Source organism: Pseudoalteromonas sp. M8 (assembly GCF_018141365.1).
Taxonomy (GTDB): Bacteria; Pseudomonadota; Gammaproteobacteria; order Enterobacterales; family Alteromonadaceae; genus Pseudoalteromonas.
In genome coordinates this window covers 1645031-1670739 of record NZ_CP047240.1, presented here as the reverse complement: position 1 = coordinate 1670739, position 25709 = coordinate 1645031, and the positions used below count along the sequence as shown (strand labels likewise).

Below are 25709 nucleotides of genomic sequence, written 5' to 3'. Positions count from 1 at the left end.
TAAATACAACAAAGCCGGTCACTTAACAACGACCGGCTTTTTCAATTCGTTATACCAATTTACTTCATTAATTTTACTTTTGTAGATCTAGCATTAGCTTATTAAGACGGCTTACAAAACCCGCTGGATCTTTCAGGCTACCACGCTCTGCAAGCATTGCTTGGTCTAGTAGTACTTCTGCCCATTGTCCAAACTTATCTTCGTCTTGTTCGTTATTCAAGTGCTTAACCAATTGGTGCTCAGGGTTAAGTTCAAATACCGGCTTAGACTCAGGCACGGCTTGACCCACCTGCTCCATTAGCTTTTGCATCTGAGAGCTCATGTCGTGATCGTCTGCAACCACACACGCAGGAGAATCTGTTAAGCGGTGCGTAAAGCGTACTTCTTTCACTTTATCGCCAAGTGCTGTTTTCACGCGCTCAACTAGGCCTTCAACTTCTTTCTCACTTTCTTCGTGTGCTTTTTTCGTCTCTTCGTCATCCATATCACCTAAGTCAAGATCACCACGCGTGATTGACTGAAGTGGCTTCTCGTTGAATTCAGTGAGGTGGCTCATCATCCACTCGTCAACACGATCCGACAACAGTAAAACTTCAATGCCTTTCTTACGGAAGATTTCAAGATGCGGTGAACTCTTTGCTGCTTCAAAGCTATCAGCCACAACATAGTAAATCTTATCTTGGCCTTCTTTCATACGCTCAATGTACTGCTCAAGAGAAACATTTTGCGTTTTCTCGTCAGTATGTGTAGAGCTAAAGCGCAATAGTTTTGCAATAGCATCTTTGTTTGCGAAATCTTCAGCAGGACCTTCTTTGATCACATTACCAAATTCATTCCAGAATGCTTGGTAATCTTCTGGTTTGTTTTTGCCCATACGCTCAAGCATTTTAAGTACACGAGATGTACAGCCTTTACGAATAGCTTGAGTGATCTTGTTGTCTTGTAGGATCTCACGAGATACGTTAAGCGGTAAATCGTTAGAATCTAGTAAGCCTTTAACAAAGCGCAGGTAGCTTGGCATAAACTGCTCGGCATCATCCATGATGAACACGCGTTGTACATAAAGCTTAAGGCCAGCTTGACGCTCACGATTGTATAAATCGAAAGGTGCCTTTTTAGGGATATAAAGTAGGCTGGTGTATTCAGTTTTACCTTCTACTTTATTGTGTGCCCAAGTGAGTGGCTCTTCCCAATCATGACCAACATGCTTGTAGAACTCTTTATATTCTTCTTCGCTGATCTCTGATTTATCACGAGTCCAAAGTGCTGTGGCTTTGTTGATCGCTTCCCACTCGCCAGGTTGCGCTTCAATTTTCTCGCCATCTGGGCCTTCAGATTCAGGAACTGGGTCTTTATAAAGTTCAACAGGAATTGAAATGTGATCTGAGTATTTAGTCACAATACCGCGAAGGCGATAAGTTTCAAGGAACTCACTCTCTTCTTCACGAAGATGTAGTGTGATCTCTGTACCACGCTCTGCTTTTTCGATTTCAGCAATCGTGAAGTCGCCTTCACCTTGCGATTCCCATTCAACCGCCTCTGACTCACCCGCTTTACGCGTACGAACCGTTACTTTATCAGCAACAATGAATGCAGAATAGAAACCAACACCGAACTGACCAATCAGCTGTGAATCTTTTGCTTGGTCGCCAGTTAGGTTTTTAAAGAAATCAGCTGTACCAGATTTTGCGATGGTACCTAATGAGCTGATCACTTCGTCACGCGTCATACCAATACCATTGTCAGAAATGGTAATGGTTTTTGCATCTTTGTTTACGCTTAAGCGAACACGTAGCTCCGCGTCACCTTCGTAAAGGTCACCATTTTGCAAAGCTAAATAACGTAGTTTGTCAGCCGCGTCTGAAGCGTTAGATACTAATTCGCGTAAAAAGATCTCTTTGTTTGAGTACAAAGAGTGGATCATTAGGTTTAATAATTGTTTGACTTCTGTTTGAAAGCCTAATGTTTCTTTTTGAGCTGCGGACATTGTTCTCTCCAATATAAGCAATTAATGCAGTGTTCTTTATCAATATGCTAGGTATATGGGGGAGGAGAAAAAACTTTCAAGAGACTGAACAAAATTTTTAACAAATCGCCCTATTTTTTAGATTCAATTGCTCCAAAAACAGGGCTTTTAGCAAGAAGCGTTAAGATTAGAGCTTCTTACGCCCGCTAAACGCATGCATTAACGTCATACCGTCTACCAGGTCAAGCTCACCGCCGACAGGCATACCATGGGCAATACGTGACGCTTCAACCTGATACTTATGACATAACTCAGAAATATAATGTGCCGTTGCCTCGCCTTCCACCGTTGGGTTTGTCGCTAAGATAACTTCATTAATATTGCCAGCACTTAGCTTACGCTCAAGAACATCAAGGCCGATTTCATTAGGGCCAATTCCATCCAGAGGCGATAAATGCCCCATCAGCACAAAATACAAGCCATTAAATTGGCCCGTTTGCTCTATCGCCAATACGTCCGTTGGTGATTCAACCACACAAAGCAGCCCTGTGTCTTGGCGCTTGATACTTTGGCAAATATCACACACCTCAACCTCACTAAATGTTCGGCAGCTTGAGCAATGACCGATGGCTTGCATCGCATGAGTAAGGCTTTGCCCCAGTTGGCTGCCGCCCTCTCTGTCTCGCTCTAATAAATGAAAGGCAATACGTTGCGCAGACTTAGGCCCAATGCCAGGTAAACAACGCAGCGCTTCAATAAGCGCCGTTAAACTTGGTGATAATTGCATAAATTCGTTTCTTGTGGCCCATGCAGTGCAAACGCACCGATAACAATGCCGAAATGATAAGGGATATTTCTATTGATTTAAAGCTTGAAGCAATTTCAATTCCCTTCACGCATTGTGAAGTTTAAAAACGCATTTACCATGAATTTTTCAACAATTCGACTCAAATGCTTGCAGCAAACAGGTATTCGCTCGACAATGGTTCCATTCCCGATAGTAAATACAATAGGACGACTGTCGGGCTCACTTCTCGAACTAGATAGAGACTACATAATGAAAAAAACGATAATAGCAAGTGCACTTGCAGCCGTTATGCTGACGGCTTGCTCTGAGCCACAAGTCACAACAAGTGAAACCCAAAAAACAGAAAACGCAGCGGTAGCCACTGGTAAGGCCGAACTTGGCAACTTTGGTGTTGACCTCAGTGCACGCGATGAAAGTGTAAAACCAGGCGATGATTTCTTTATGTACGCCAGCGGCACTTGGTACAAAAACTACGAAATGCCAGCAGACAAAACGCGTTTTGGTGCATTCTCTGCACTTGCTGAACGCAGTGAAGAGCAAGTAAAAACCATTATCGAAGAGATTGCTAACGGTAAAAACCTAAACGCCGAAGAGCAGCTAATTGCCGATTTTTACAATGCTTATATGGATGTTGAAACCCTAAATAAGCTTGGTATTAAACCTATTCAGCCACTACTTGCTGACATTGACGCCATTAACAACACTGACGGTCTAACCAAAGCATTCGGGCAATCTTGGTTAACTGGCGTAAATGCGCCGCTCGGCGGCGGTATGTGGTTTAACCGTCTAGACCCAAATAAATATGAGATGTCGATGGGTGCTGGCGGACTTGGACTACCAGATCGCTCTTACTATTTAGAAGAGGCTGAGCGTTTTGTTAAAACTCGAGAAGCATACGTTACGCATATTGCAGATATGCTTAAATTTGCGGGTAAAGACAAGCCGACTGAGCGCGCAGAGGCCATTCTTGCACTTGAAACTAAAATTGCTGAGGGACACTGGCCACGTGAAAAACGCAGAAATCGCGACCTGACATTAAATCAAGTCAAACGTGACGAACTAGCAACACAGTACCCAGGCTTTAATTGGGATTTATATTTTGCTGAAACAGGCTACAAAGTGCCTCAGCTAAATATGTCTCAGCCAGAGCCGATTAAAGCAATGATTGCGCTTATCAACTCTGAAGACTTGGCCGTTTGGAAAGACTACTTAACTTATCACGCAATTAGCGGCAATGCGTCGCTGCTGTCTGAAGATATCTTCAATACTAACTTTGAATTTTATGGCAAACATTTAAGTGGTCAACAAGAACCACGTGCTCGTTGGAAACGCGCAATAAGCGAAATGTCTGGCACTACGTCGCTTGGCTTTGCAATTGGTAAAGTTTACGTTGCCCGTTACTTCCCAGAGTCTTCTAAAAAACAAATGTCAGAATTGGTTGAAAACCTACGCACCGCGCTTGGTGAAAGGATTGAAAGCTTAGACTGGATGGGGGAAGAAACAAAAGTAAATGCTCAAGCAAAACTTGCCGCATTTACGCCTAAGATTGGCTACCCTGATAAATGGCAATCATTTGATGGGTTAACCTTAACCCGCGATAACTTAATGACGAATGTGAAAAACCTACGTGAGTTTTTCCGCAATGACAGTATCGCCAAAGAGCTTGAAAAAACCGATCGTAACCGCTGGGGTATGACACCGCAACGCGTAAACGCCTACTACAACAGCTCGTTTAATGAAATCGTTTTCCCTGCGGCAATTTTACAACCGCCATTCTTCGACCCAAATGCAGATCCTGCAGTAAACTACGGCGGTATTGGCGCGGTGATAGGCCACGAAATGGGCCACGGCTTTGACGACCAAGGCTCAAAATCCGATGCCAATGGTATTCAGCGTAACTGGTGGACCGATGCCGACCGCGCTGCTTTCGAAGAAAAAGCAGACAAGCTCGCGGCACAATACAACAAATATGAGCCTATTGAAGGTAACTTCGTAAACGGTCGCAACAGCCTTGGCGAAAACATCGGTGACGTGGGCGGCCTTGCGATGGCTTATCATGCATATAAACTGAGCCTAAACGGCAAAGAAGCACCTGTGATTGATGGCTTGACTGGCGACCAACGTTTCTTCCTTGCTTGGGCACAAGTGTGGAAAGAAAAGCGTACTGAGCAAAGCATGCTAAACCAGCTACGCGCAGGTACGCACGCACCGGGTCAATTTAGAGCCCTTGCGCCTCGCAACCATGATGCATGGTATAAAGCGTTTGACGTTAAACCGGGCGACAAACTGTACCTAGCACCTGAAGAACGCGTGCGTATTTGGTAATAACTTAAATCCCAAAGCATAACCTGCCGTCACTGGTAGGTTATGCTGCTTTAACGCCGAGCAATACGCTTTTGCTTGGTTAAGTATGCCCCGCCTAATCCGCTTAAAAACCCAAAAATATGACTTGAACTACTCGTCTGTGCAGAAAAATCAAATAACGTCGCTAAAAAACTAATGTTGGCATAGTAAGTCAATACCAGCAGAGCAATAAAACTAACAATACCAAGCACATCTCGATTGAATAGCGCAGCACCCAGCAGTAAGCCAAAGTAACCCATTACAATGCCTGATGCACCAATGTGATTAGCGTGCCCAGCAAACAGCCACACCAACAGCCCTGTAGCAACCACAATAAAAAGTGTTGCTCGCTTAAACCTTGGTAATCTCGCTGCCAAATAGCCACTAATACTTAAGCCGAGCAAATTACTCAGCAAATGTCCCCAGCTACCATGCACAAAAGGCGCGGTTAACACACCACTCAAATGATGAACATTATGCGGTACAATCCCAAAACGATAGGCGGGTAAGCCAAAAATACCACCCAACACCTGTACGAGGCACATCACCACCATCGCGTACAAAACCAGCTTAAAATTGGGCGGAAAAACTAGTGCACGTTTACTCATCTTATTGTCCACATCCCCTCTAATGGCACACCGCTGATAAGGTGGCTAAATTTTATTAACCTGTTAAAGCCAAGGGCATGTCACAACATCTTGGCTAAGGTCGATTAGAGTAACTTAGGAAGTACAGATAACCCTAGTTTTTCTTTAGTTGAAACAGACAACTTATCAACTTGAGAGATTATTTTGGCGGCTAATGCTTCTCCTTCCATAACACTTACCCCATGTTCACTTGCATATTCTTTAACTTCATCTGAAACAATACCAGTGGTAATCAACCATAAACTAACATTCGGTGTTTCTTTTTCAAATTCAATTAACTGATCAACTCCCCAATTACTAGTTGTACCTGAATGATGCTTACACTGAACATACACGATATTTGTCCCAGAAAAGTCATCACTTTTTTCCGCCCTAATATCAATATCAGAAAGATCATTTGTCTGACTTTTTGACATAATATGCGTTCGATAACCTTCAATTTCTAAGAGTTCAGCAATTAACTTTTCTAAACCATACCCACCACTTTCTAGTCTAGATTGCCCTGTTATCAATCTATCTAGCAAACTACGTTCAATATGTTTTAATTCAATTTCTACTCGAGTCTGAAATTCTGAGTCAAATTTTATCTCTAGGTTTTGCTGTAGTTTTTCAATATAGCCGGTAATTTCTTCTTTAAATTCATTAAGGTTGGCAATCGACATCCTTATCTTTAATCTGCTTTGTAAGCCCTCGGTTAATTGATACCTTGGGATCTTAACCAAATTACCATTAGACTTTTTAAAAAAATTGACCGCGACTCTATTAGCTCCATTCCAAGGTGTTTCAGCGAATGATTTTTCACCAACTGCAACCCCTATTAACACAGCCCTATTTATCGGAACTACTACGATATCGCCTGCTGAAATTTCAAAAAATCGTTTGATTTGATTTCTTTGTCTGCCGACATCGATTCCCCTCTCTTTAATAAACTCATCAATTTCAAAAAAAGAATTAAATTTACTCAAATTAATTTCACGCCAACCATAACCAACTAAAGCCTGCTCGGCTAAGTACTCTGGGCCTCTAACTAATATTATGTTTTTCATTTTGTTCGTCCTTTACAGGTTAAGCCAATGCCAAAACGCTTCGGGCATTTCTTGCTCTACCATTTCCATAGCTTTGATATCGACAGTACTGTTACAACCCATCAGAGGTACTTCAATTTCTCTTGATTGCTCAGCCCAGCTAACTTCAAAGTAACGAACATTTTCATCATCATGGCATATCTTAGTTACTCTACCGAAACCGTATAGCTTCATGGTTTTACCAAATTGTTCACGCTTTTTAAGGACAAGAAGGTCACCTGCACACACTTCATACCATCGATTTATCTGAACTTCACTCTCTAGATAGTCAAAACGACAAATCCCATTTTCTTTCCAAAAAATATCTAATCTATTTGAAAAATCAGCTTCGGGACAAAAGCCCATAAATAAAATTGATGTATCTGCAGGCTTACTATATGGGATCGCATCAAGTATTAACTTTGCGTCTTTATCTCCTTTGTTGAAAATGCGTAGCGCATTTTCTTGTAAAACAGCCATTTGAGCTCGCGTTAAACTGCCACTTTTTAACTGGTCAAGTTGATTTTGATACTTCATAAATCCATCTCCACATTTAGAGTAGTTCAATACAGATAGACTTAAGTTAGAACATTTCCACACAAAATAAAAGCTTTATTATTCAATAATATAAAGATAATTTTCAATGTAAAAATGCCTAAATCCCGTGCTATAGAATCGGTTTAAATCCATTTAGAACCCTCTTTTTTCAAAAAAAGTAGATTACGATGATAATTTTAAGGGATCAGATAAAGTAACAGCCCTCACCGAATCCGTGGTATCTATTAGGTATCCCTAAATTTCAGACAAAAAAATAGCGCCTTTAGGCGCTATTTTTATAGGATTCTTATTAAAACGGCATTTTGAAGCCTGGAGGCATTTGCATGCCGCCAGTGACTTCTGACATACGCTTTTGCGTTTCTTCACCTACACGTCGCACTGCGTCGTTTACCGCAGCGGCTAGTAGGTCTTCGATCATGTCTTTGTCGTCTTCCATTAGGCTTTCATCGATTTCTACGCGACGTACGTTGTGGCTACCAAGCATAGTTACTTTAACTAAACCTGCGCCTGCTTCACCTGTTACTTCTAGGCTCTTGATCTCTTCTTGGGCTTTTTCCATGCGCTCTTGCATTTGCTGCGCCTGCTTCATGATGTTGCCCATTCCGCCTTTAAACATATTCTGCTCTCTTATACTTCAATTTGGTTTACTGTGATAAAAGATAAGGGCTAACGCCCTTAATTACAATGCCTGAACGCTATTTTCGTCAAGCATTGCGTCAAATTCTTGGACAAACGCGCTGACGAGAGGATCGTCACGCATCGCCGCTTTAGCTTGGACAAGCCTATGTTCATCTAACTGTTGCTGTACCAAAAACGGCGTGTTATTTACCGTGTCGATATAGTTAATCTCAAGCGCGATTGGCTGCTCAAGTAATGCGCTTAGGCTTTCAGTTAGTTTCTCTCTCAGCACTGCTGAATCCAAGTGCTGTTGACTCGCATCTACTTGCAATTGTACCTGCGCGCCTTGCTGCGTTATCACACTGTGTAATGCATACTGGCGAATTCGGCCACCTAATTGCATCTTTTCAATCATGTTTGCCCAATCGTCGCTCTGGTGAGCAAACTTAATGCCACTGATTGGACTAACAAAGTTTTCCGGTGCGGGGATCTCCACTTGAATACTTTGCTCGTTATCATCTTGTTTTACCGGTGATAACTGCTCTAGCAATTCTGGCGCTAAATTTTCCGTAATAGGTTTGTGGCGCTCTTGAAACGCTTCTTTCTTTTGCTTTTTTGGTGCCAAGCGAGGTGCTGCCGGCTGTGCGCGTTGCGGCTCAGGCTGATACTCAGGTGTGGTTACCGTCGTGGCTGGCGCTTGCTCTATTGGCGCACTAGGCGCCTCAGACTTTTTTACCTCACCATTGGCTCCCACCAATCGACCCGCCCCAGAGATATTACGATTTTTTAAAATTCGTGCTATTGCTGACTGGGCTTGGTTTTGCTGCTCAGTAACACTGGCCGTAGCAACAGGTTCTGAAGCGCTTTGGTTTTGCACCTCAGGTTGAGACCAATCCTCTTGATTTTGCGATGCCATTTGCGCGTATGCAGCATCATCGACTGGCGCACTTTCATGATGATGTGCAGGAACTTGTTCTTGGAACCCCTGCTCTACCGCCTCTGACATGATGCTGTCGTATTGGTTGGCCATCTCCGCCTCAGATGGCACAGAGGCGACTGGTGCTTGGCTTTGCACAGCTGGCGTTGGCGACACCGGCTCATAATGTGTTGCTTGTTGCACGGCTGGTGTCGTTGCTTCTGGTGCATATGTAGGTGTTGCTGTCGGCTGCACCTGAGGTGATGCCGCTACCGTTGCATTATCTTCCGTTGGCTTTTCTAACAGCGCTCGTAAATCCCCTACTTTGCTTTGCTTTTCAGAAGTCTCTTGGCTCACAGGAGCGCTAGGCACTAGACTATGACTTTCTTTTTCGAACGCCATTAAGCGCAGCATGACCATCTCAAACCCAAGTTTAGGCTCGGGTGCCCACTTTAGGTCTTTTTTGCCATTTAACAGCAGTTGATACAACAACTGACCCTGTTGCGGTGCTAATTGCTCGGCAAATAGCTTAATGTCGTTGTTATCAAAATTTGATAACCGCGCAGCACTAGGCACAAGTTGAGTGAGCTGAATAACATGCAATAACGCAATTAAATCGTCCAGCACACTGACAAAATTACCGTTTTGTAGTGCTATTTTTTCAATCGCATTGAGTAAGGCATCACCGTCGTGACATAAAATTGCAGACAGCAAAATGACCGCATGAGCACTATCCATCAGTCCCAGCATAGATTGCACTGCAGGCACCGTTAAATTGCCATTTGTTTGTGCAATAGCCTGATCGGTCAAACTTAGAGCGTCACGCATACTGCCATCAGCGGCTTTAGCTAACGTTTGTAGCGCTACCGGATCAAAGGCAACTTGCTCTAGCGGCAGAATTTTTTCTAGCTGTTCAACTATTTGCCCTTGTGTCATTGCGTTCAGGTTGAACTGTAAACAGCGAGACAGAATAGTCACAGGCAACTTCTGTGGATCGGTTGTGGCGAGCAAAAATTTTACGTGCTCTGGCGGCTCTTCTAAGGTTTTAAGGAGCGCATTAAAACTGTGCTTCGACAGCATATGCACTTCATCGATGAGATAAACCTTGTAGCGACCACGGGTTGGTGCATATTGTACGTTGTCTAAGATTTCTCGCGTGTCTTCAACTTTTGTGCGAGAAGCCGCATCAATTTCGATTAAATCGATAAACTTACCAGTTTCAATCTCAGTACAGGCACTACACTGACCACAAGGCGTTGAAGTAACGCCTTGTTCGCAGTTAAGGCTTTTGGCAAAGATCCTAGCAATGGTTGTTTTGCCCACACCACGTGTTCCGGTGAATAAATAGGCATGGTGTAAACGCTTTTCATTGAGTGCGTTAACCAGAGCTTGTTTAACATGCTCTTGCCCCATTAATTCATGGAAGTTTTGCGGACGCCATTTTCGCGCCAGAACCTGATAGCTCATGCTTATTCGCCTTCGAACTCTACAAGTGAAAGGATTTTGATCCCAAGATCGTTGATTTTCTTTTCACCACCAAGCTCAGGCAATGAAATAACAAACGCAGCATCAGTGGCTTCACCGCCTAAGCGCTTAACCAGTTTTGCTGTTGCTTCAATAGTACCACCTGTTGCAAGTAAATCATCAACAAGTAGCACTTTATCACCTGTTTCAATTGCATCTGAGTGTAATTCAAGCGTATCTTCACCATATTCAAGCTGGTAAGACTGGCTGATCACCTCACGCGGTAATTTACCCGGCTTTCTTACTGGAATAAAAGGAATACCTAACTCATACGCCAATGGTGCACCGAAGATAAAACCACGCGATTCAGTACCGATGATTTTAGTGAAGCCGCCATCTTTATAAGCCGCAACGAATGCATCAATTGTTGCCTTAAACGCAGCTGGATTTGCTAGAAGTGAAGTCACGTCACGGAACATGATCCCTGGTTTTGGGTAATTAGGAACCGTCGCGATACTATTTTTGATCAATGACATATTCTCTGTCGTCATAATTGCTTTGCTTTAAGTTTATTACAAAAGAGTGAGATTATAACAATTTTCTATCCGGTTGAAACCGACTGAGTGACTTTGTGTGTCAGGATGGGGGAAAAGCGACCAATTTAGTGAGTATTTTATACCAATTAGCTTAATTAAGTGATCTATTTTGAGGCGAGAAAATCTTGTCGATAACAAGGCGAAAGTTTTGCGATTTAGTTGTTCTAAATGAGAAATTTTTAACGCAGTTAGCGTCAGATTTGCTCCTTCAAATTGAGCAAGTATTAAGACTAATTGGTATATACCTGTATAGAATCGAAAAAGGCTGCGAAAAGCAGCCTCTAGGTAAATACGTTCAGCTTGCCTTATGCAAGCGCTGTTGCCCAGCCTAGAATCGCGTTTAAACAACCAATTCCAGCGAATACAGCAACAAATGCAAGGAAATACTTTGCATTGAACGGATCTTTAAAGTCACCTTTAGACATAGATACTACCTTTAATTTTACAACTCGCGCCAACTGCATAGCAGCAGAAAGCATTGACTAGCGCCCTAGTCCGAGTTTAAGCACGACAAAAACAGGCCGTATAATAGTCGATGTTGCCAATAGCTTAAAGGTTTTTTGTTTTGATAATGCCAAGATCCGCGAATTCAGCTAGTGTATGCCGTGCCCCTTGCTGCAGCTGTTCAACGGTAAACTGAGGCACTTGCTGCGCTATAACATCCACAATGTCAGTGAGTTGCATACCATCATTGGCTTCAATCACCGACAACATTAAGGCCGTCATCGGATTTAGTGCGACAAACTGAACTTCGTCCTCTTCGTCTCTATACAATGCAAAGCTAAACGTTTGCCCTGCTGTTTTAGTTGGCCTAAAGGTTTCACTGATCTGATGAACCGGATATTGATAATGTGCAACTCTGGCTGTACTTGCCAAGCTAATTTCAACATCTGCAAGCGCTTGTACCTTAATCGAAAGCTCATGCTCTGCTTCAACGGTCGTTGCTACATCTAGCTCTAGCCATTCATAGTGAGCAAGCTCTAACAAGAACTCAGGATCAGCTTCAGAGGGCTCGTATTCTGTTTGTAAAAACTGCAAGAACTCTTTGCTAATCTCTAAAAAGTATGGCGAATGACAATCGTGCTTAACAAAAAATAGCCTAATTAACGTCAACCAATCTTTATTGGTATACAAGCTTTTAAGTACAGGAAACGCACTGCTCACGAAGCCTTCAACATTATTAAAAAACAGCTCTTGATAGATTTTTAAGCGCCGAGCTTCTATGCCGTCAGGCGCGGGTTGGTTGTCTGGATCTCTAATATGCGCCATAAACTGCCGCTGAGTTTCTACAAAAGACATAACTATACCTGCTCCAAGCGCTTGGCGTATTTGGCCTGTATTGCAGAAATTTGCCCCGCTTCTGCCAGTAATTCTGCCATAGGAGGAATATTAAAATCTCGCTCTAGTAACGTCGGGAATACCCCATGGAGCTCATAGGCTTTCTTTAACAAGTCCCATACTGGCGAAGATACCTCAGCGCCGTGTGTATCAACGAGTAAATCTTCGGCTTCCACATAATGGCCTGCGATATGGCCATATGCAATACGCTCGCTTGGCATAGCCGCTAAGAATTGTTCAGCATCGTAGCCATGGTTAATAGCGTTGACATAGAGGTTATTGACATCGAGTAGCAAATCGCAATCGGCCTCAGCTAATACCCCAAGGGTAAATTCTAACTCCGACATCTGTTGTCCAGGAGCCGCATAGTAAGACACATTTTCTACAGCAATTCGACGTTCTAGATGTTCTTGGACTGCTCGGATCCGCTTAGATGTATGATGGATTGCTTCTTCCGTAAAAGGGATTGGCATCAGATCGTACATATGCCCCTCTCCCGAACAATAACTCAGATGCTCACTATACGTAGCGATATTATGCTGTCTAAAAAATGTTTTTAGTTGTGATAGAAATTCACGATCAAGCGGTGCAGGTGAACCTAGCGACAACGACAAACCATGACAAATAAAGGTATGCTGTTGCGTCAATGCTTGAAACTGCTTTGCAAGCTTGCCGCCAAATTTTAGCCAGTTTTCTGGTGCAACCTCATAAAAGTCTACTTGCTTTGGCGGCGCATTGAGCACGTCGTCGACCATTTCACGGCGTAAGCCAAGTCCTATGTTGCCTAATTGCACTGCCATATTTCTCTCACTTTAGACATTATTTTGAAGTAATTAGAAGCCCATATAAAAGAGGTTTTGCTGTATGCATAGCCTCGCTTTGGAATTACCCAATAGCGCTTTTTACCTTAACATAACTAGCTGCGCTATTGGGTCGAACATAATAGTGTTCTTAATTAGTGGTTACCACCGCATTTACCTTCGCCGCACTTGCCTTCTTTCTTGCCTTTAGCATCGCCACCACATTTACCTTCGCCGCACTTACCTTCTTTTTTGCCTTTGGCGTCGCCACCGCATTTGCCTTCGCCGCACTTACCTTCTTTTTTGCCTTTGGCGTCGCCACCGCATTTGCCTTCGCCGCACTTACCTTCTTTTTTACCTTTAGCGTCGCCACCACATTTGCCTTCGCCGCACTTACCTTCTTTCTTACCTTTGGCGTCGCCACCACATTTGCCTTCACCGCACTTACCCTCTTTTTTGCCTTTGGCGTCGCCACCGCATTTGCCTTCGCCGCACTTACCTTCTTTTTTACTTTTAGCATCGCCACCGCATTTGCCTTCGCCGCACTTACCTTCTTTTTTACTTTTAGCATCGCCACCGCATTTGCCTTCGCCGCACTTACCTTCACCAGCGTCTAGTTGATAACCAGCGGTCATTGTTTCAAAACTAAATGGATTCGCACTTGCGTCCGTCGCGGATAACCCCGCAGTACCTGCAACAACAGCGCTTAAAGTAAGGGCAATAGAGTTCTTTTTAACGGTATTCATAATGTTTGCTCTCTCAGAAATAGTAGATTCAATAAGTAGACCCAAACGTCTAAATATTTATTTCGCTAAACGTTTAAAAATTTTAGCTGTAATGCCAATTCGCTAAGTTTTGGTTTACATCCAGTTATAGTCCATCTGTTGTCTTTTTGCTATTTGCGGATAACTAGGGGCTGCTGATGACTTGCAGCAAACAATTAGCTAAAATGTCGCGCTTTTCGATGAGTCATCAGTGACTCATTTTATTTTTGTTGTATCTGAAGGTTAACACATGAAGCTTGTTCTGGCGCCGATGGAAGGTGTAGTTGATTTTAAAATGCGCGAATTACTCACAGATCTCGGCGGCTTTGATCTTTGTGTCACTGAATTTATTCGCGTCGTTGATCTCACCTTTCCACGTAGGGTATTTACTAGATACTGTCCTGAACTATTAAATGGTGGTTATACCAGAGCCGGAACACCGGTTAGAGTACAGCTTCTAGGTCAGGTTCCCCATGCGCTTGCTGCAAATGCACGAAAGGCCGTAAAGCTTGGCTCTCATGGTGTTGATTTGAACTTTGGTTGTCCTGCAAAAACCGTGAATAAAAGCCGTGGTGGTGCGGTTTTACTGAAAGAGCCTGAGCAAATTTATCAAATCATTAAAGCGGTTAGAGATGCGGTACCAGAAGAACATCAAGTAAGCGCCAAAATACGCCTTGGCTTTGACGATGATGCCAATAGCACTGAAATTGTCGATGCGGTCCAGCAAGGTGGTGCGTCAAGTTTGGCAATACATGCGCGTACCAAACGAGATGGCTACAAACCGCCAGCGTACTGGGAAAAGATCCCCCCTTTATTATCAAGGTTAACCATTCCTGTCGTTGCTAACGGTGAAATTTGGCAAGTTGAAGATGCACTACTCTGCCAAACACGTAGCCAATGCGAAGATTTGATGCTTGGTCGCGGTGCGCTAGCCACCCCCGATTTGGCAGCAAAAATCAAAGCGCATGTTAGCGGAACTCATTATACTCCGCTTACATGGGAAAACGTGGTCTACCATATCCTCCACTCTTCCATGCATCAAGATGAGAATATGAGTGAAAAGTACTTTTCGGCTAGAACAAAACAATGGCTCAGTTATCTGAAACGTCAGTATGACGGCGCACATGTTCTTTTTGATGAAATCAAAACGCTTAAAAGCAAAGATGACGTCATGAAGGTGTTGCAGAAATATGCAATGTCTCCAGACATTGATTCAAATCATAACAGTGAAGTTTGACTGAAATGATAATGGGGTGTCGGATAGGAGAGCGCCCATGAATGAAAACACACAACACTACGAACAAAGCTTACAAGCAGAACTTGCCACACTTAGAAGCGACTTCTTGGGAGAGTTAAAAGCTTCACCCAATGAGTTTACTCATAATCTTGCCAATACCTTAGAGCTTAACCCACCTAATAAGTGGCTTGATATTGTGATGGAGAAGATAAATCCTGAGCAATTTCCACTCTATGATAGATTGATGAAAGTCGAAGCGGCATTATGCCAAATGGAAATCGGTCAGTTCGGGTATTGCTGTGATTGCGAGCAGACAATAGAACTTGAGTTGCTAGAACACGATCCAGCAACCCAACGCTGTCGCAGTTGTAAGACTAAGGCTTTAAAAAGTGGGGATATGCAGCAAAAATAGTCGCTGGGAAATAGACAAGATTAGCAATCAATTGTTGTGCTTGTTGTTCATTCAGCGCTAGTTTTGAGTTCAGCGCAACAAATGCTTGCTTTTGTGACCACCCTTGATAATGAATTCCCAAATCCACCGCCATCAAAGTCACGATTAGCGCTTTATGTTGCTCTATTGCCTTTGTACATTTTGCTACGGTCGAAGGCACATTAATAAACCCATCTCGCCAGTTGAGCCCTGCAATTCTTTGGCAGTTAGCCGGCAATAATTCCAGAATATAAGGTTGTTGAGTATCAGGCATTACCTTGAGCACATTCGCTTTGCTATTTTGATCATCAAACTTTGATAACGTCACCAAAACTTTAGTAGGTGAATCTTGAATAGCCCCATAAAAATTGAGCTTTGATTGATACCATTCTTTTCCGTTGGGTAGTTGATGGAGTCCAAGCATAGCTCTTGGTTTATAATTACTCAGATAAGCTAACAAGGCCGAACGTGATGGTACGTCAATATCCGAACTTTCAAGTTGGAGCATTAAAGTATCTCGCTCTAACCGGTTCAAGCGAATATTACTTTCATCGGCCTCTTTTAGTTTTACTTCTACAAACGCAAGCCACTTTCCAAGTTCATTTCTACTTACTTTATTTTTAACATTTTCCAGCACTGATATGTAAGCAGGCCAAGGCAAGTAGCGTTCAGGATATCTTTCCTGAATTCTTAAATAATCTAACTCTTTATGAGCCATAACATCTGGTTCATTCAACTCACTAGATAATAAGGCATGCCTTAGTTGTAAGTAACCTTCTGTGAACGGTAATACACTAATTTCATCGTCCGAGGGCTTGCTTAAACCATTATTAAGAGAAAGTAGTGAAGTTCTGAGCTCTTGGTAACTTACAGTTTGCTTCTGTTCAGTACAGCCAAAAAGGAATATAAGCGTAGCCAAAGTAAAACAGATCAGTAAATGCTTTTTCATAGTTCCACATTAAAATTTAGAATCAAAAAAGCCCCTTTCGGGGCTTTTTTACTAGAGACTTACGCCTCTACGCTGTGCTTTATCTTTGATAAAACCAGACCAACTTTTAGCAAATTTGCTAGTGCGAGGATCTTCCTGCGCTTTCAAAATTGCAGAGTAAGCTTGCTTAAACTTATCCTGATAGAAATAAGCTTCAGCCAAGTCTGTATAGGTATTGCCTTTTTTCTCAGTACCGAGCTCTAACGCCTTGTTTAGTCTCACAATAGCTGCACTAAACTGCTGATCCTGAAGTAAAAGACTACCTGCTTTACCATAAAGTTCTGCGTCATTGTCAAACTTCGCAGCTTCTTCGTAATATTTAGCAGCATCGCTGATATGTTTAGCTTGGTGATAGTAACTTGCAAGCGCTGTTACGTTCTGCTTTGTTCGTTCAATTTTACCATCTTTGATCGCTTTTTCGAACGTTTGAGCTGCACGCCAAGGATCTTCTGTTAAAGAGTATAAGCTTCCAAGAATCTTATAATCATTCTCTTTTTCAAAATAACCTTTTTTATACGCCACCTTCATTACAGTCATACCTTTGCTGTAATCTTCGGTTTGCAAATAAAAACCACCCAGTTGTGTCCAAGCTTTCGGGTCTTCAGGGAAAACACGTACTAACTCTTCACCAACCTCTACAGCCTTTTTGAACTGTTTTAATTCAAAGTACGCCGCAACTTTCATCAGGTAGTATTGCTTATTAGGCTCTTCTACACCCGCAATCGCTTTATCAGCTGGAGCAATAACATTCGTATATTGCTTTAACTCATAATAAGCTTGAGCGATACGACCATATACTTTGGCGTCATTTTCACCAGTAAAGTCCATCCACGCTTCATAAGCCTTAATGCCTTCTGCGTACTTTTCAGTACCAAGCAAAAGGTCACCTAACAGCTTCATCAAATCGCCTTGCTCTTTGAAGTTAAGCGCGTCAGGCGCAATGGCTAGACGTGAGTATTTAATCGCTTCGGCGTAGTTTTCCTTTTGAGCATAAAGCTGGCCGAGGTAACGGTTGACTGTCGCTTTATCGAAATCATCTGAAGGATCAAGTTCGCGAAGCATTGCAATTGCTTCATCGACCTTTTCTTCATTATAGAGTTCGAACGCTTTAGCAACTTTTTTACCTACACGCTCACCCATGATCTTAGTTTTTGCCGCTTTGCGCTTCTCTATTTCTTCATAGTTAGGCGCTGCAGAAACTGAGCTTGAGTAAATACCACCAGTTAACGCTATCAAGAGAGCAAGAGCTGTAAATTTAGGTAAACTTTTCATGTCCTGCCTCCTTAATCTTGGTTTAACTTAAAGTCAAGCTGAACTGTGATGCCAGGTTGCTTTTGTGGCTTACCGTCAACAACCTTAGGACGGTATTTCCACTTGCGTAGCGCACGTTTTGCTTCACGGTCAAAGATGCGCTTCGGTTCAGCGTCGATAACTTCAATATCGTCAACTCCACCAAGCTCATTGATTGTGAATGATAAACGTACCCAACCTTCTTTGCCATCACGAGCAGCTTGAGGTGGATATTTTGGCTCGATTCGAACGATTGGTGTTGCATCACCGTCACGACCAAACTCACCAGGTCCAGATAAACCACCTGCGGTTCCACCTAGATCAATACTAGGCATATTAAAGCCGATATTTCCTGCGGTCGGATCAGCCGTGTCAGGCTGAGGCGGCTGCGGTTTAGGCGGCTGCTTTGGCGGTGGCGGCGGCGGAGGCGGGACGCGCTTCCGCTGCTGCACCTTTGATTCAGGCGGATTCGACATAATCTCGACTACGATTTGTTCCTTTTGTACGTCTGCCCTATCTGCTCCTCCGGAGATAAGATATGACATGAAAAAGAACAAGCCGAGAGTTACTGCCCCACCTGCTAGAAGTGAAAACAGAAGTCGAATCATTACTGATCTCCAGCTATTGAAATCTTCAAGTTGTCGCCAGTCGCTTTAATTTGGTCCATAACCTTAACAACTACGCCGTGTTTCGCACCTTTGTCGGCTTGAATAATAATCACGTCAGTAGGCTGTTCAGCCATTAGACTTTCAAGGTTTGCACTTACACGCTCAACATCAACCTGGCGCTTATCCATCCAAATCTCACCGTTTTCACGGATTGCGATAAAGATGTTCGCGTTTTTGGTTTTTTGTGCTTGTGCCGCTTTTGGCTTGTTAACCTCAATACCAGCTTCTTTAACAAAAGAAGTGGTTACGATGAAGAAGATAAGCATAATGAATACGATGTCTAGCATCGGCGTCATATCTACTGCTGCATCTTCCTCTTCACGAAAACGTTGTTTACGTGCCATAGTTCAATCTCTCTCTAGTGATGAGGCAAGCTATCAACTAGCTTCTCTTTAGCCATTTTCGCACGTGCTTCTAGACGCGTGCTAAAGAAAACACCTGATAGTGCCGCAACCATTCCAGCCATTGTTGGTACCGTAGCCATTGAAATGCCTGAAGCCATTAATCGCGCGTTACCCGTACCTTGAGTAGCCATTGTTTCAAATACGGTGATCATACCTGTCACTGTACCTAAAAGACCGATTAATGGACACATTGCAACCAATGTTTTGATAATCAACATGCGCTCATCTAATTTTTCAGACACTTCAGAAATCCAAGCATCGCGGATTCTGTGTGCGTACCAAGACGTAGTATCTTGCCGGGCGTCCCACTTAGCGACGATTTCCTTATGCATTTTAGGAAATTCGCCGAGTAGGAACCAATAGCGCTCAATCATTAAAACCCACATTAGAAAGAGTGCCATTGCGACCACGTACAATACATCGCCGCCTGTAGCAACAAAATCCCTGATAGATTCCCATATCTCCATCAGGACTAACATTAGGCTTTCTCCTTCTCCGCGTGAGTAGCAACAATACCTGCGCTTTGCTCATCTAGGATGTGTAGAACCGCTTTACTACGACCATGTACAACAGCATGAAGTAGAATCAGAGGTAGAGCTGCAATAAGACCTAGTGCCGTTGTTACTAGCGCTAGAGAGATGTTACCTGCCATGATCTTCGGATCACCAGTACCATGTAGTGTGATTGATTCGAATGTCATGATCATACCAACAACCGTACCTAATAGACCTAGTAGTGGCGCGATGGCCGCTAGGATCTTGATGATGTTTACGCCCATCTCGATACGCGGAGTTTCACGTAGGATAGCTTCATCAAGCTTAAGCTCTAGGTTTTCAACGTCTTGGTCTTTGTTGTCGTGATAAACTTTCAAGATACGACCAAGTGGGTTGTTAGTGTTAGGGTTATTTGCATTTTTGATTTGCGCTTTGATTTTACCACTAACAATGAATAGGTCTAGCATACGAACGATTGCAATCAATGCACCTAAGATAAGTAGTGCTGTAATGATGTAACCAACCGTGTCACCTTGGTGCCAGCGCTCTTCCATCGTTGCACGTTGAGTATTAAGTCGTAATAATGAACCACGAGTTGGGTCAACCGCAAACATAACAAACTTATCAGCAGATGCACCGATTAGACGCTCAACACCACCTAGTTCACCGCTTGGCTGCTTACCAAGAGGAACAATTTGCTTGTTCTCAGGATCGTAAATAACGTAGCCGTCTTTAGTGACTAGGTTGAAGTTACCAACACGTGTTACTTCTTTAACGTTTACGTCACCGTTTAGCTCAGCAACTTCAGCTTCAAACTTAGTTACTTTAGCTGATTCAGTCATTTCAGTTTGGAAAGCAATCCAAAGGTCTTCAAGTTCACGAGTAGTTGGCAGCTCTTTCGCTTCAGCTAGTGAACGAAGAACTTCAGCACGTCCTGGCTTTTCAGCACTTACAAGTGAAGCTTCGATTGAACCGATGGCATCAGCAGCTGAACGACGTACAACACCGAACATTTCACCGAGTGTACCTTTGGCATTTTCAAGCTCAACTTCTTTTTCAGCAAGTGTGATTTCATTTTGCTTGAATTGTTCATTTAAACGCTCACCACGTGCTTTCTCAGCAGCCAATTCACGCTTCGCTTTGTTCAACAATGCTTGTTTGTCAGCACGGTCGTTTAAAAACTCTTGCTCACGTTGTTTGTTGATTTTGCCTTCAGAGATACGGTTTTGTTTAACCTGTTCTAGGATTTTGTCTAAGGCTTCAGTGTTTGCGTGTGCATTTAGCGCGGCACCAGCAGAAACTGTTAACGCTGCAGCAACTGCAAAACCTTTAAATAGTTTCTTCATCATTAATTACTCCGCGCCAAAGATAGGTAGGTTTACAAGTTCAGGAGCCGCTTGCTTACGTGCAATACGGATCATGCTCTTAACTGGCTTAAGATATTCTTCGCCAAGTTGATCCCACTGCTTAGTGTTGTTGTTCCAAACCCAAGCATGTTTTTGGTCGAACGACTGAGCTACGTATGCGATACGGCCAAGGCGTGCGAAGTCAACATTGATGTTTTTGCCGTTTTGTTCAAGAGAACCTTGGCTCGCAATCATTGTTGCACTGTAGTCAGTTTCAATCGTGTAAGCTTCAAGCACTTGACGGAACTTCTCGGAAGTAGTTACAGATGAGTTAGTCATGATGCTGCGAAGTTTCTCAACGCGATCTAGACGTGTTTCTTGATTAAACGGAACGTCCGCTTTGATGAATTGCTCAAGCGTATCGATCATGCGATACATCAAAGGCACAACGTCCTGTTTTGTCTTGTCAATAGTACCAATTTGACGCTCAAGAGACTCAATACTTGCATTTTGATCCGCTACAAGACGTGCAACGTGATCGTTATACACTTTAAGCAGTTCTGCTTCTTCAACTAGACCACGGTATTCCGCGATCATTTCTTGAGACTGACCGTAAAGGTTATCAATCTTTTCTTGAGACTTTTTAGCAGCCGTTTGAGTTTGTTGACCTACTTTTTGTATGTCATTCAAAGGATCTGCAATCACATTGCTGCTTGCAAAAGCTGTCGCGCCTAAAAGCGCCGTAGCTACAAGGCTCTTTCTGATTTTAACAGACATAGTTCCCAACCAATTAAGTAATGTTACTTTTATAATTTTCGCGCTCTCACCAACGTAAGAGCAACCCTGATATCATTTGACAGATATCAACTGTCCAATAATGCTAAATGCAACACGATGTGTCAACTTCACTGTGAAAACATTTTTTGTCTATAAATAAGTAATAATTATATACAAAACAAAAAATTAACATCAAAAACACAGCAAAATATACACAACCCTCGCAAAACCAACCTTTTGCATACGCTGTTTACAATATTTTACATCGGATTTATTCCAATAAATTGAATAGATATTCCAAATAGAACTTATGAATAATCTATAAAAACAGTAGCATAGTCAAAATTACTCATTGCACAGAACGCAAATTATTTCATCTTCTGCGAACTAACGCAAAATTTGTTTATCTGTCCCAAATCGCTTGATCTATTTTTTCCTGTAGAATTTGAACGAATTCAGCGACGTGTAGACCATCCATTAAGGCGTGGTGGACTTCGATACAAAATGGCATCGTACCATCTGCTTTATTGTATTTTCCGAACACAAATTTTGGGATACCGAAGTCATCTCTACTGTGCCTTGCATGACCAAAACTGGAAAAAGATAGCCATGGAAGTATAGATACATGAACGCAATTTGGCACCTGACTTTCCGTTAAAAATTGCTCGCTGACAAGCGGCCCATTTAATTGCTCAGTTTTACTATGCAAATTGGCACTAATAAAGCGCTTGAAATCGGTTTCAGGGGCAAGCCTTACAAATCTGAAGGTTTCATCCTCCCGCAGAAAAACACTGCTAATTTCTACCACATCATATTCGACTACTGTCCCCGCTTCGATTCGGTAACGAATGGGCGCATAGCTTTGCAAAGCCAACTGCAGTGCATACAGGCAGCTAAGAGAAAACGGCACTGTATTACGCTTACTCATTTCATAAACTCTTTCCATTTGTAAGCTGACGGTGACTGTAAAATATGGCTGGGTAAAATCATTGAAGAAGGAAAAATGTTCTTGGCGAGGCCAAGTATCAAGAGATAGTTTCTTTTTCATACAAAAAAAGGGGCTCATGCCCCTCTCTGGTAATTAAACGGCGTTTTCATTATAGACCGTTTTCAATAATCTCTTGAGCTAATTTATCAGCAATAATATGCGTTGAAACTTTCTCATCTTCAGAACGCTTAAAGATTTCAGTTAGCGTGTCGTAGATGCCTTCTACGTGTTTAGTCGCTGCAGCCTCATCATAACCTTCAGGTTTTGTTTCATAGTAAACATTGATGATTCCACCAGCGTTGATCACGTAATCTGGCGCATAAAGAACACCTTTTTCACGAATGATCTCACCATGACGAGACTCTGCAAGCTGGTTGTTTGCACATCCTGCAATAATTGTGGCTTTGATACGAGGAATAGTATCGTCATTTACCGTAGCACCTAGTGCACACGGCGCATATACATCAACATCTAGATCATAGATTTCATCAATACCAACAGCAGTAGCATTGAAATCATTGACCACTCTTTGTACTGACTCTTCGTTGATATCAGTAACAAATAGCTCTGCACCCGCTTCATGGAGGTGCTTACATAAAGTGTAAGCAACTGCACCCAGGCCCTGCACGGCAACTTTGATACCAGCCAAGTCTTGGTGACCATACTTGTGTTGGTAAGCTGCTTTAATTCCAAGGAATGTGCCTAACGCAGTAAATGGAGAAGGGTTACCGCTTTTACCTTCGAGGCCCATTACGTAGTTAGTTTCTTTATGCATTACCATTACATCACCGGTTGTGATGTTTACATCTTCAGCTGAATAGTAACTGCCACCTAGACGGTCTAGGTGTTTACCAAATGCTCTGAATAGCGCTTCTGACTTGATAGTCTTAGCATCGCCAATAATGACAGATTTGCCACCACCAAATGGTAAACGTGCAACCGCATTCTTATATGTCATCCCTTTAGACAGACGCAGTACATCATATACAGCGTCTTCATCAGAGGCATAATTCCATAGACGACAGCCACCTACAGCTGGACCTAGCTTAGTGTTATGTACCGCGATAATAGCTTTAAGGCCTGATGCTTCGTCTGAACAGAATACGACTTGTTCATGGTTATCAAATTCAACTTGGTTAAATACAGCCACTTTCTTCTTCTCCAAAAATTATCTATCCCATACGGGTAAGCTCTTAGGTGTGACTTTGCGTTCAATACCACACTAAGGGCAAATAGCGCTGAAATTGGCAAGACTCTATCACTAACTCTAGCACCATTCCACAAATTGAGATGATATAAACCCAATTTAAAGCAAATACAAATATTTAATTCAAAAGAAAAGAAAAGAAAGGAAAAACAAACCAAAAGTAAAAGCCTTAAAGGAATTTTAATTTAACTTATTGAGCTTTTCTGAAGTTACTGTTTACGTAAACGGAAGGCCAATAAGCATTGTAAACATATCAGTACAAAAAAGGAGGCTGCTAGCCTCCTCAATAATGCTTCGGATCGTCACTTTAACACCGAAGACAAATATTTAAGTGGAAAGTAACTATATGCTCTCCACTAACGCAAAACTGATCAACTAAGTTTGCTATCTAACTCTTCAATTCGTGCTTTCCAAATTGCAGGGCCTTGGGTATGCGCATTCTCACCATTGCTATCGACGGCAACCGTCACCGGCATGTCTTCTACTTCAAATTCATAAATAGCTTCCATACCTAAGTCTTCAAACGCCACAACACGAGATTTCTTAATTGCCTTAGCCACTAAGTACGCTGCGCCACCTACAGCCATAAGGTATACGGCTTTATTCTGTTTGATTGACTCGACAGTTGCTGGACCGCGCTCGGCTTTACCGATCATGCCGATAAGACCCGTTTTCTCTAACATTAGATCAGTAAACTTATCCATACGTGTAGATGTGGTAGGACCTGCAGGTCCCACGACTTCATCGCCAACAGCATCCACAGGACCCACGTAATAGATGAACTTATTAGTGAAATCGACACCTTCTGGCAAGCCTTGACCAGAATTCATCATTTCTTGCAGACGTTTATGCGCTGCATCTCGACCAGTTAAGATCTTGCCAGAAAGCAGGACAGTTTCACCCATTTTCCATTCCTGAATATCTGCTTTGGTCAAAGTATCTAAATTGACACGACGCGTATCTTCACCTACTTCCCAAGTCACTTCTGGCCAATCTTCGAGCTTTGGTGCTTTTAGATCTGCAGGACCTGAACCATCTAGTGTGAAATGTACGTGGCGTGTAGCGGCACAGTTAGGGATCATTACCACTGGCTTAGACGCTGCGTGTGTTGGTGCTGTTTTGATTTTAACGTCAACAACGGTTGTTAAACCACCAAGGCCTTGTGCGCCAATGCCTAGCTTATTTGCACGTTCAAAAATTTCTAGACGCAGTTTTTCTTCTGCAGTTTCGGCACCGCGTTCCATCAGCTCATGGATATCAACCGGATCCATTAAGGATTCTTTTGCCAGTACAGCCGCTTTCTCTGCTGTACCACCGATACCTATACCTAGCATGCCCGGAGGACACCAACCAGCTCCCATTGTCGGTAATGTTTTTTCTACCCACTCTGCAACATCATCTGATGGATTTAGCATCACCATTTTAGTTTTGTTTTCAGAGCCGCCCCCCTTCGCTGCAATCATCACTTCAACTTCAGCACCAGGTACTAAGTCAATGTGTACTACCGAAGGCGTATTGTCTTTGGTGTTTTTACGGCTACCTGCTGGATCGGCAACGATTGATGCACGTAGCGGATTATCTGGGTTCATATAGGCACGACGAGTTCCCTCATCTACCATTTGTTGTACCGTCAAGTCAGTTTTATCCCACTTAACGTCCATACCGACTTTAACAAAACAGGTTACTATCCCAGTGTCTTGACACAGCGGACGCTTACCTTCTGCTGACATGCGTGAGTTAATTAAGATCTGTGCAATTGCATCTTTCGCGGCCTTACTTTCTTCTTTTTCGTAGGCTTTTTCTAATGCTTGGACAAAATCAAGTGGGTGGTAAAATGAGATATATTGAAGCGCATCTTCAATGCTATCAATAAAGTCTTGCTGACGGATTGTACTCATGACGGTTCCTCAATTTTCGACGGTATTTTTTGGTATTGAAACTTTCGCTGGCAATTGTTGTTATTCAGCGTCAGAAAGTCAATTTCAATACCTTAAACTA

General features: G+C 42.8%; 24 protein-coding genes. 3 read left to right on the top strand and 21 right to left on the bottom strand.

Going from position 1 to position 25709, the window contains the following annotated elements; translation table 11 throughout:
* Nucleotides 1–73: 73 nt before the first annotated feature.
* The gene (gene htpG, locus GSF13_RS12175; protein WP_010606422.1) at nucleotides 74–1987 is read right to left on the bottom strand and encodes a molecular chaperone HtpG; all 1914 of its coding nucleotides are present in this window, start codon (nucleotides 1985–1987) and stop codon (nucleotides 74–76) included.
* 166 nt (nucleotides 1988–2153) lie between these two features.
* Nucleotides 2154–2753: a recombination mediator RecR gene (gene recR / locus GSF13_RS12170; protein ID WP_010606421.1), complete on the bottom strand. Its 600-nt coding sequence runs from the start codon at nucleotides 2751–2753 to the stop codon at nucleotides 2154–2156.
* Between the two features lie 270 nt (nucleotides 2754–3023).
* On the opposite strand from recR, the gene GSF13_RS12165 reads away from it, so the two are divergent.
* Nucleotides 3024–5099 carry a M13 family metallopeptidase gene (locus GSF13_RS12165; protein WP_206471599.1) on the top strand — a complete coding sequence of 692 codons (2076 nt, stop codon included), beginning with the start codon at nucleotides 3024–3026 and terminating at the stop codon, nucleotides 5097–5099.
* 50 nt (nucleotides 5100–5149) lie between these two features.
* On the opposite strand, the gene GSF13_RS12160 is transcribed toward GSF13_RS12165, so the two are convergent.
* The 9 genes from GSF13_RS12160 to GSF13_RS12120 all read right to left on the bottom strand — a co-directional run bounded on the left by GSF13_RS12160 (nucleotide 5150) and on the right by GSF13_RS12120 (nucleotide 13864).
* On the bottom strand, nucleotides 5150–5725 hold the full coding sequence (locus GSF13_RS12160) for a rhomboid family intramembrane serine protease (RefSeq protein ID WP_206471598.1): 576 nt from the start codon (nucleotides 5723–5725) through the stop codon (nucleotides 5150–5152).
* A gap of 104 nt (nucleotides 5726–5829) precedes the next feature.
* Nucleotides 5830–6810, bottom strand: a complete 981-nt coding sequence (locus GSF13_RS12155; protein ID WP_211868522.1) for a restriction endonuclease — start codon at nucleotides 6808–6810, stop codon at nucleotides 5830–5832.
* A gap of 12 nt (nucleotides 6811–6822) precedes the next feature.
* The gene (locus GSF13_RS12150; protein ID WP_174168579.1) at nucleotides 6823–7365 is read right to left on the bottom strand and encodes a hypothetical protein; all 543 of its coding nucleotides are present in this window, start codon (nucleotides 7363–7365) and stop codon (nucleotides 6823–6825) included.
* Nucleotides 7366–7675: 310 nt separating this feature from the next.
* The gene (locus GSF13_RS12145) at nucleotides 7676–8002 is read right to left on the bottom strand and encodes a YbaB/EbfC family nucleoid-associated protein (RefSeq protein ID WP_010368987.1); all 327 of its coding nucleotides are present in this window, start codon (nucleotides 8000–8002) and stop codon (nucleotides 7676–7678) included.
* 63 nt (nucleotides 8003–8065) lie between these two features.
* A complete protein-coding gene (gene dnaX / locus GSF13_RS12140; RefSeq protein ID WP_206471596.1) occupies nucleotides 8066–10387 on the bottom strand; it encodes a DNA polymerase III subunit gamma/tau in 2322 nt (773 codons plus the stop codon).
* Nucleotides 10388–10389: 2 nt separating this feature from the next.
* The gene (gene apt, locus GSF13_RS12135; protein WP_010606415.1) at nucleotides 10390–10935 is read right to left on the bottom strand and encodes an adenine phosphoribosyltransferase; all 546 of its coding nucleotides are present in this window, start codon (nucleotides 10933–10935) and stop codon (nucleotides 10390–10392) included.
* A gap of 594 nt (nucleotides 10936–11529) precedes the next feature.
* Entirely contained in the window at nucleotides 11530–12279 is a 750-nt protein-coding gene (locus GSF13_RS12130) for a putative DNA-binding domain-containing protein (RefSeq protein WP_211868519.1), read from the bottom strand.
* Between the two features lie 2 nt (nucleotides 12280–12281).
* Nucleotides 12282–13118 (bottom strand): DUF692 domain-containing protein, encoded by an 837-nt coding sequence (locus tag GSF13_RS12125; RefSeq protein WP_211868518.1) that lies wholly within the window; start codon nucleotides 13116–13118, stop codon nucleotides 12282–12284.
* A gap of 155 nt (nucleotides 13119–13273) precedes the next feature.
* The gene (locus GSF13_RS12120) at nucleotides 13274–13864 is read right to left on the bottom strand and encodes a hypothetical protein (RefSeq protein WP_211868510.1); all 591 of its coding nucleotides are present in this window, start codon (nucleotides 13862–13864) and stop codon (nucleotides 13274–13276) included.
* 268 nt (nucleotides 13865–14132) lie between these two features.
* Here GSF13_RS12120 and GSF13_RS12115 point away from each other — a divergent pair, with 268 nt between their 5' ends.
* Together GSF13_RS12115 and GSF13_RS12110 are read left to right on the top strand one after the other, a co-directional pair.
* A complete protein-coding gene (locus tag GSF13_RS12115) occupies nucleotides 14133–15119 on the top strand; it encodes a tRNA-dihydrouridine synthase (RefSeq protein ID WP_010606409.1) in 987 nt (328 codons plus the stop codon).
* A gap of 37 nt (nucleotides 15120–15156) precedes the next feature.
* Entirely contained in the window at nucleotides 15157–15531 is a 375-nt protein-coding gene (locus GSF13_RS12110; RefSeq protein ID WP_010606408.1) for a TraR/DksA C4-type zinc finger protein, read from the top strand.
* On the opposite strand, the gene GSF13_RS12105 is transcribed toward GSF13_RS12110, so the two are convergent.
* From GSF13_RS12105 to GSF13_RS12060, 10 genes are all read right to left on the bottom strand, one after another.
* Complete coding sequence (locus GSF13_RS12105) at nucleotides 15494–16498, bottom strand: hypothetical protein (RefSeq protein WP_211868508.1); 1005 nt, start codon at nucleotides 16496–16498, stop codon at nucleotides 15494–15496. The two genes, GSF13_RS12110 and GSF13_RS12105, sit on opposite strands and share 38 nt — an antisense overlap.
* Nucleotides 16499–16549: 51 nt before the next feature.
* A complete protein-coding gene (locus GSF13_RS12100) occupies nucleotides 16550–17809 on the bottom strand; it encodes a tetratricopeptide repeat protein (protein ID WP_174168572.1) in 1260 nt (419 codons plus the stop codon).
* A gap of 11 nt (nucleotides 17810–17820) precedes the next feature.
* Complete coding sequence (locus tag GSF13_RS12095) at nucleotides 17821–18435, bottom strand: TonB family protein (RefSeq protein ID WP_010606405.1); 615 nt, start codon at nucleotides 18433–18435, stop codon at nucleotides 17821–17823.
* Nucleotides 18435–18839: a biopolymer transporter ExbD gene (locus GSF13_RS12090; RefSeq protein ID WP_010606404.1), complete on the bottom strand. Its 405-nt coding sequence runs from the start codon at nucleotides 18837–18839 to the stop codon at nucleotides 18435–18437. The genes GSF13_RS12095 and GSF13_RS12090 overlap by 1 nt, the downstream gene beginning before the upstream one ends.
* Nucleotides 18840–18853: 14 nt before the next feature.
* Complete coding sequence (locus tag GSF13_RS12085; RefSeq protein WP_010606403.1) at nucleotides 18854–19378, bottom strand: MotA/TolQ/ExbB proton channel family protein; 525 nt, start codon at nucleotides 19376–19378, stop codon at nucleotides 18854–18856.
* Nucleotides 19378–20739 carry a MotA/TolQ/ExbB proton channel family protein gene (locus tag GSF13_RS12080; RefSeq protein WP_029215858.1) on the bottom strand — a complete coding sequence of 454 codons (1362 nt, stop codon included), beginning with the start codon at nucleotides 20737–20739 and terminating at the stop codon, nucleotides 19378–19380. The genes GSF13_RS12085 and GSF13_RS12080 overlap by 1 nt, the downstream gene beginning before the upstream one ends.
* 6 nt (nucleotides 20740–20745) lie before the next feature.
* Nucleotides 20746–21516, bottom strand: coding sequence for a DUF3450 domain-containing protein (locus GSF13_RS12075; protein WP_010606401.1), 771 nt, complete (start codon nucleotides 21514–21516; stop codon nucleotides 20746–20748).
* 403 nt (nucleotides 21517–21919) lie between these two features.
* Complete coding sequence (locus GSF13_RS12070) at nucleotides 21920–22564, bottom strand: CatA-like O-acetyltransferase (protein WP_174168571.1); 645 nt, start codon at nucleotides 22562–22564, stop codon at nucleotides 21920–21922.
* A 49-nt stretch (nucleotides 22565–22613) separates the two neighbouring features.
* Nucleotides 22614–23654 carry a Glu/Leu/Phe/Val dehydrogenase gene (locus GSF13_RS12065; protein WP_010606399.1) on the bottom strand — a complete coding sequence of 347 codons (1041 nt, stop codon included), beginning with the start codon at nucleotides 23652–23654 and terminating at the stop codon, nucleotides 22614–22616.
* 428 nt (nucleotides 23655–24082) lie between these two features.
* On the bottom strand, nucleotides 24083–25609 hold the full coding sequence (locus tag GSF13_RS12060; protein WP_010606398.1) for a fumarate hydratase: 1527 nt from the start codon (nucleotides 25607–25609) through the stop codon (nucleotides 24083–24085).
* Nucleotides 25610–25709: the final 100 nt, after the last annotated feature.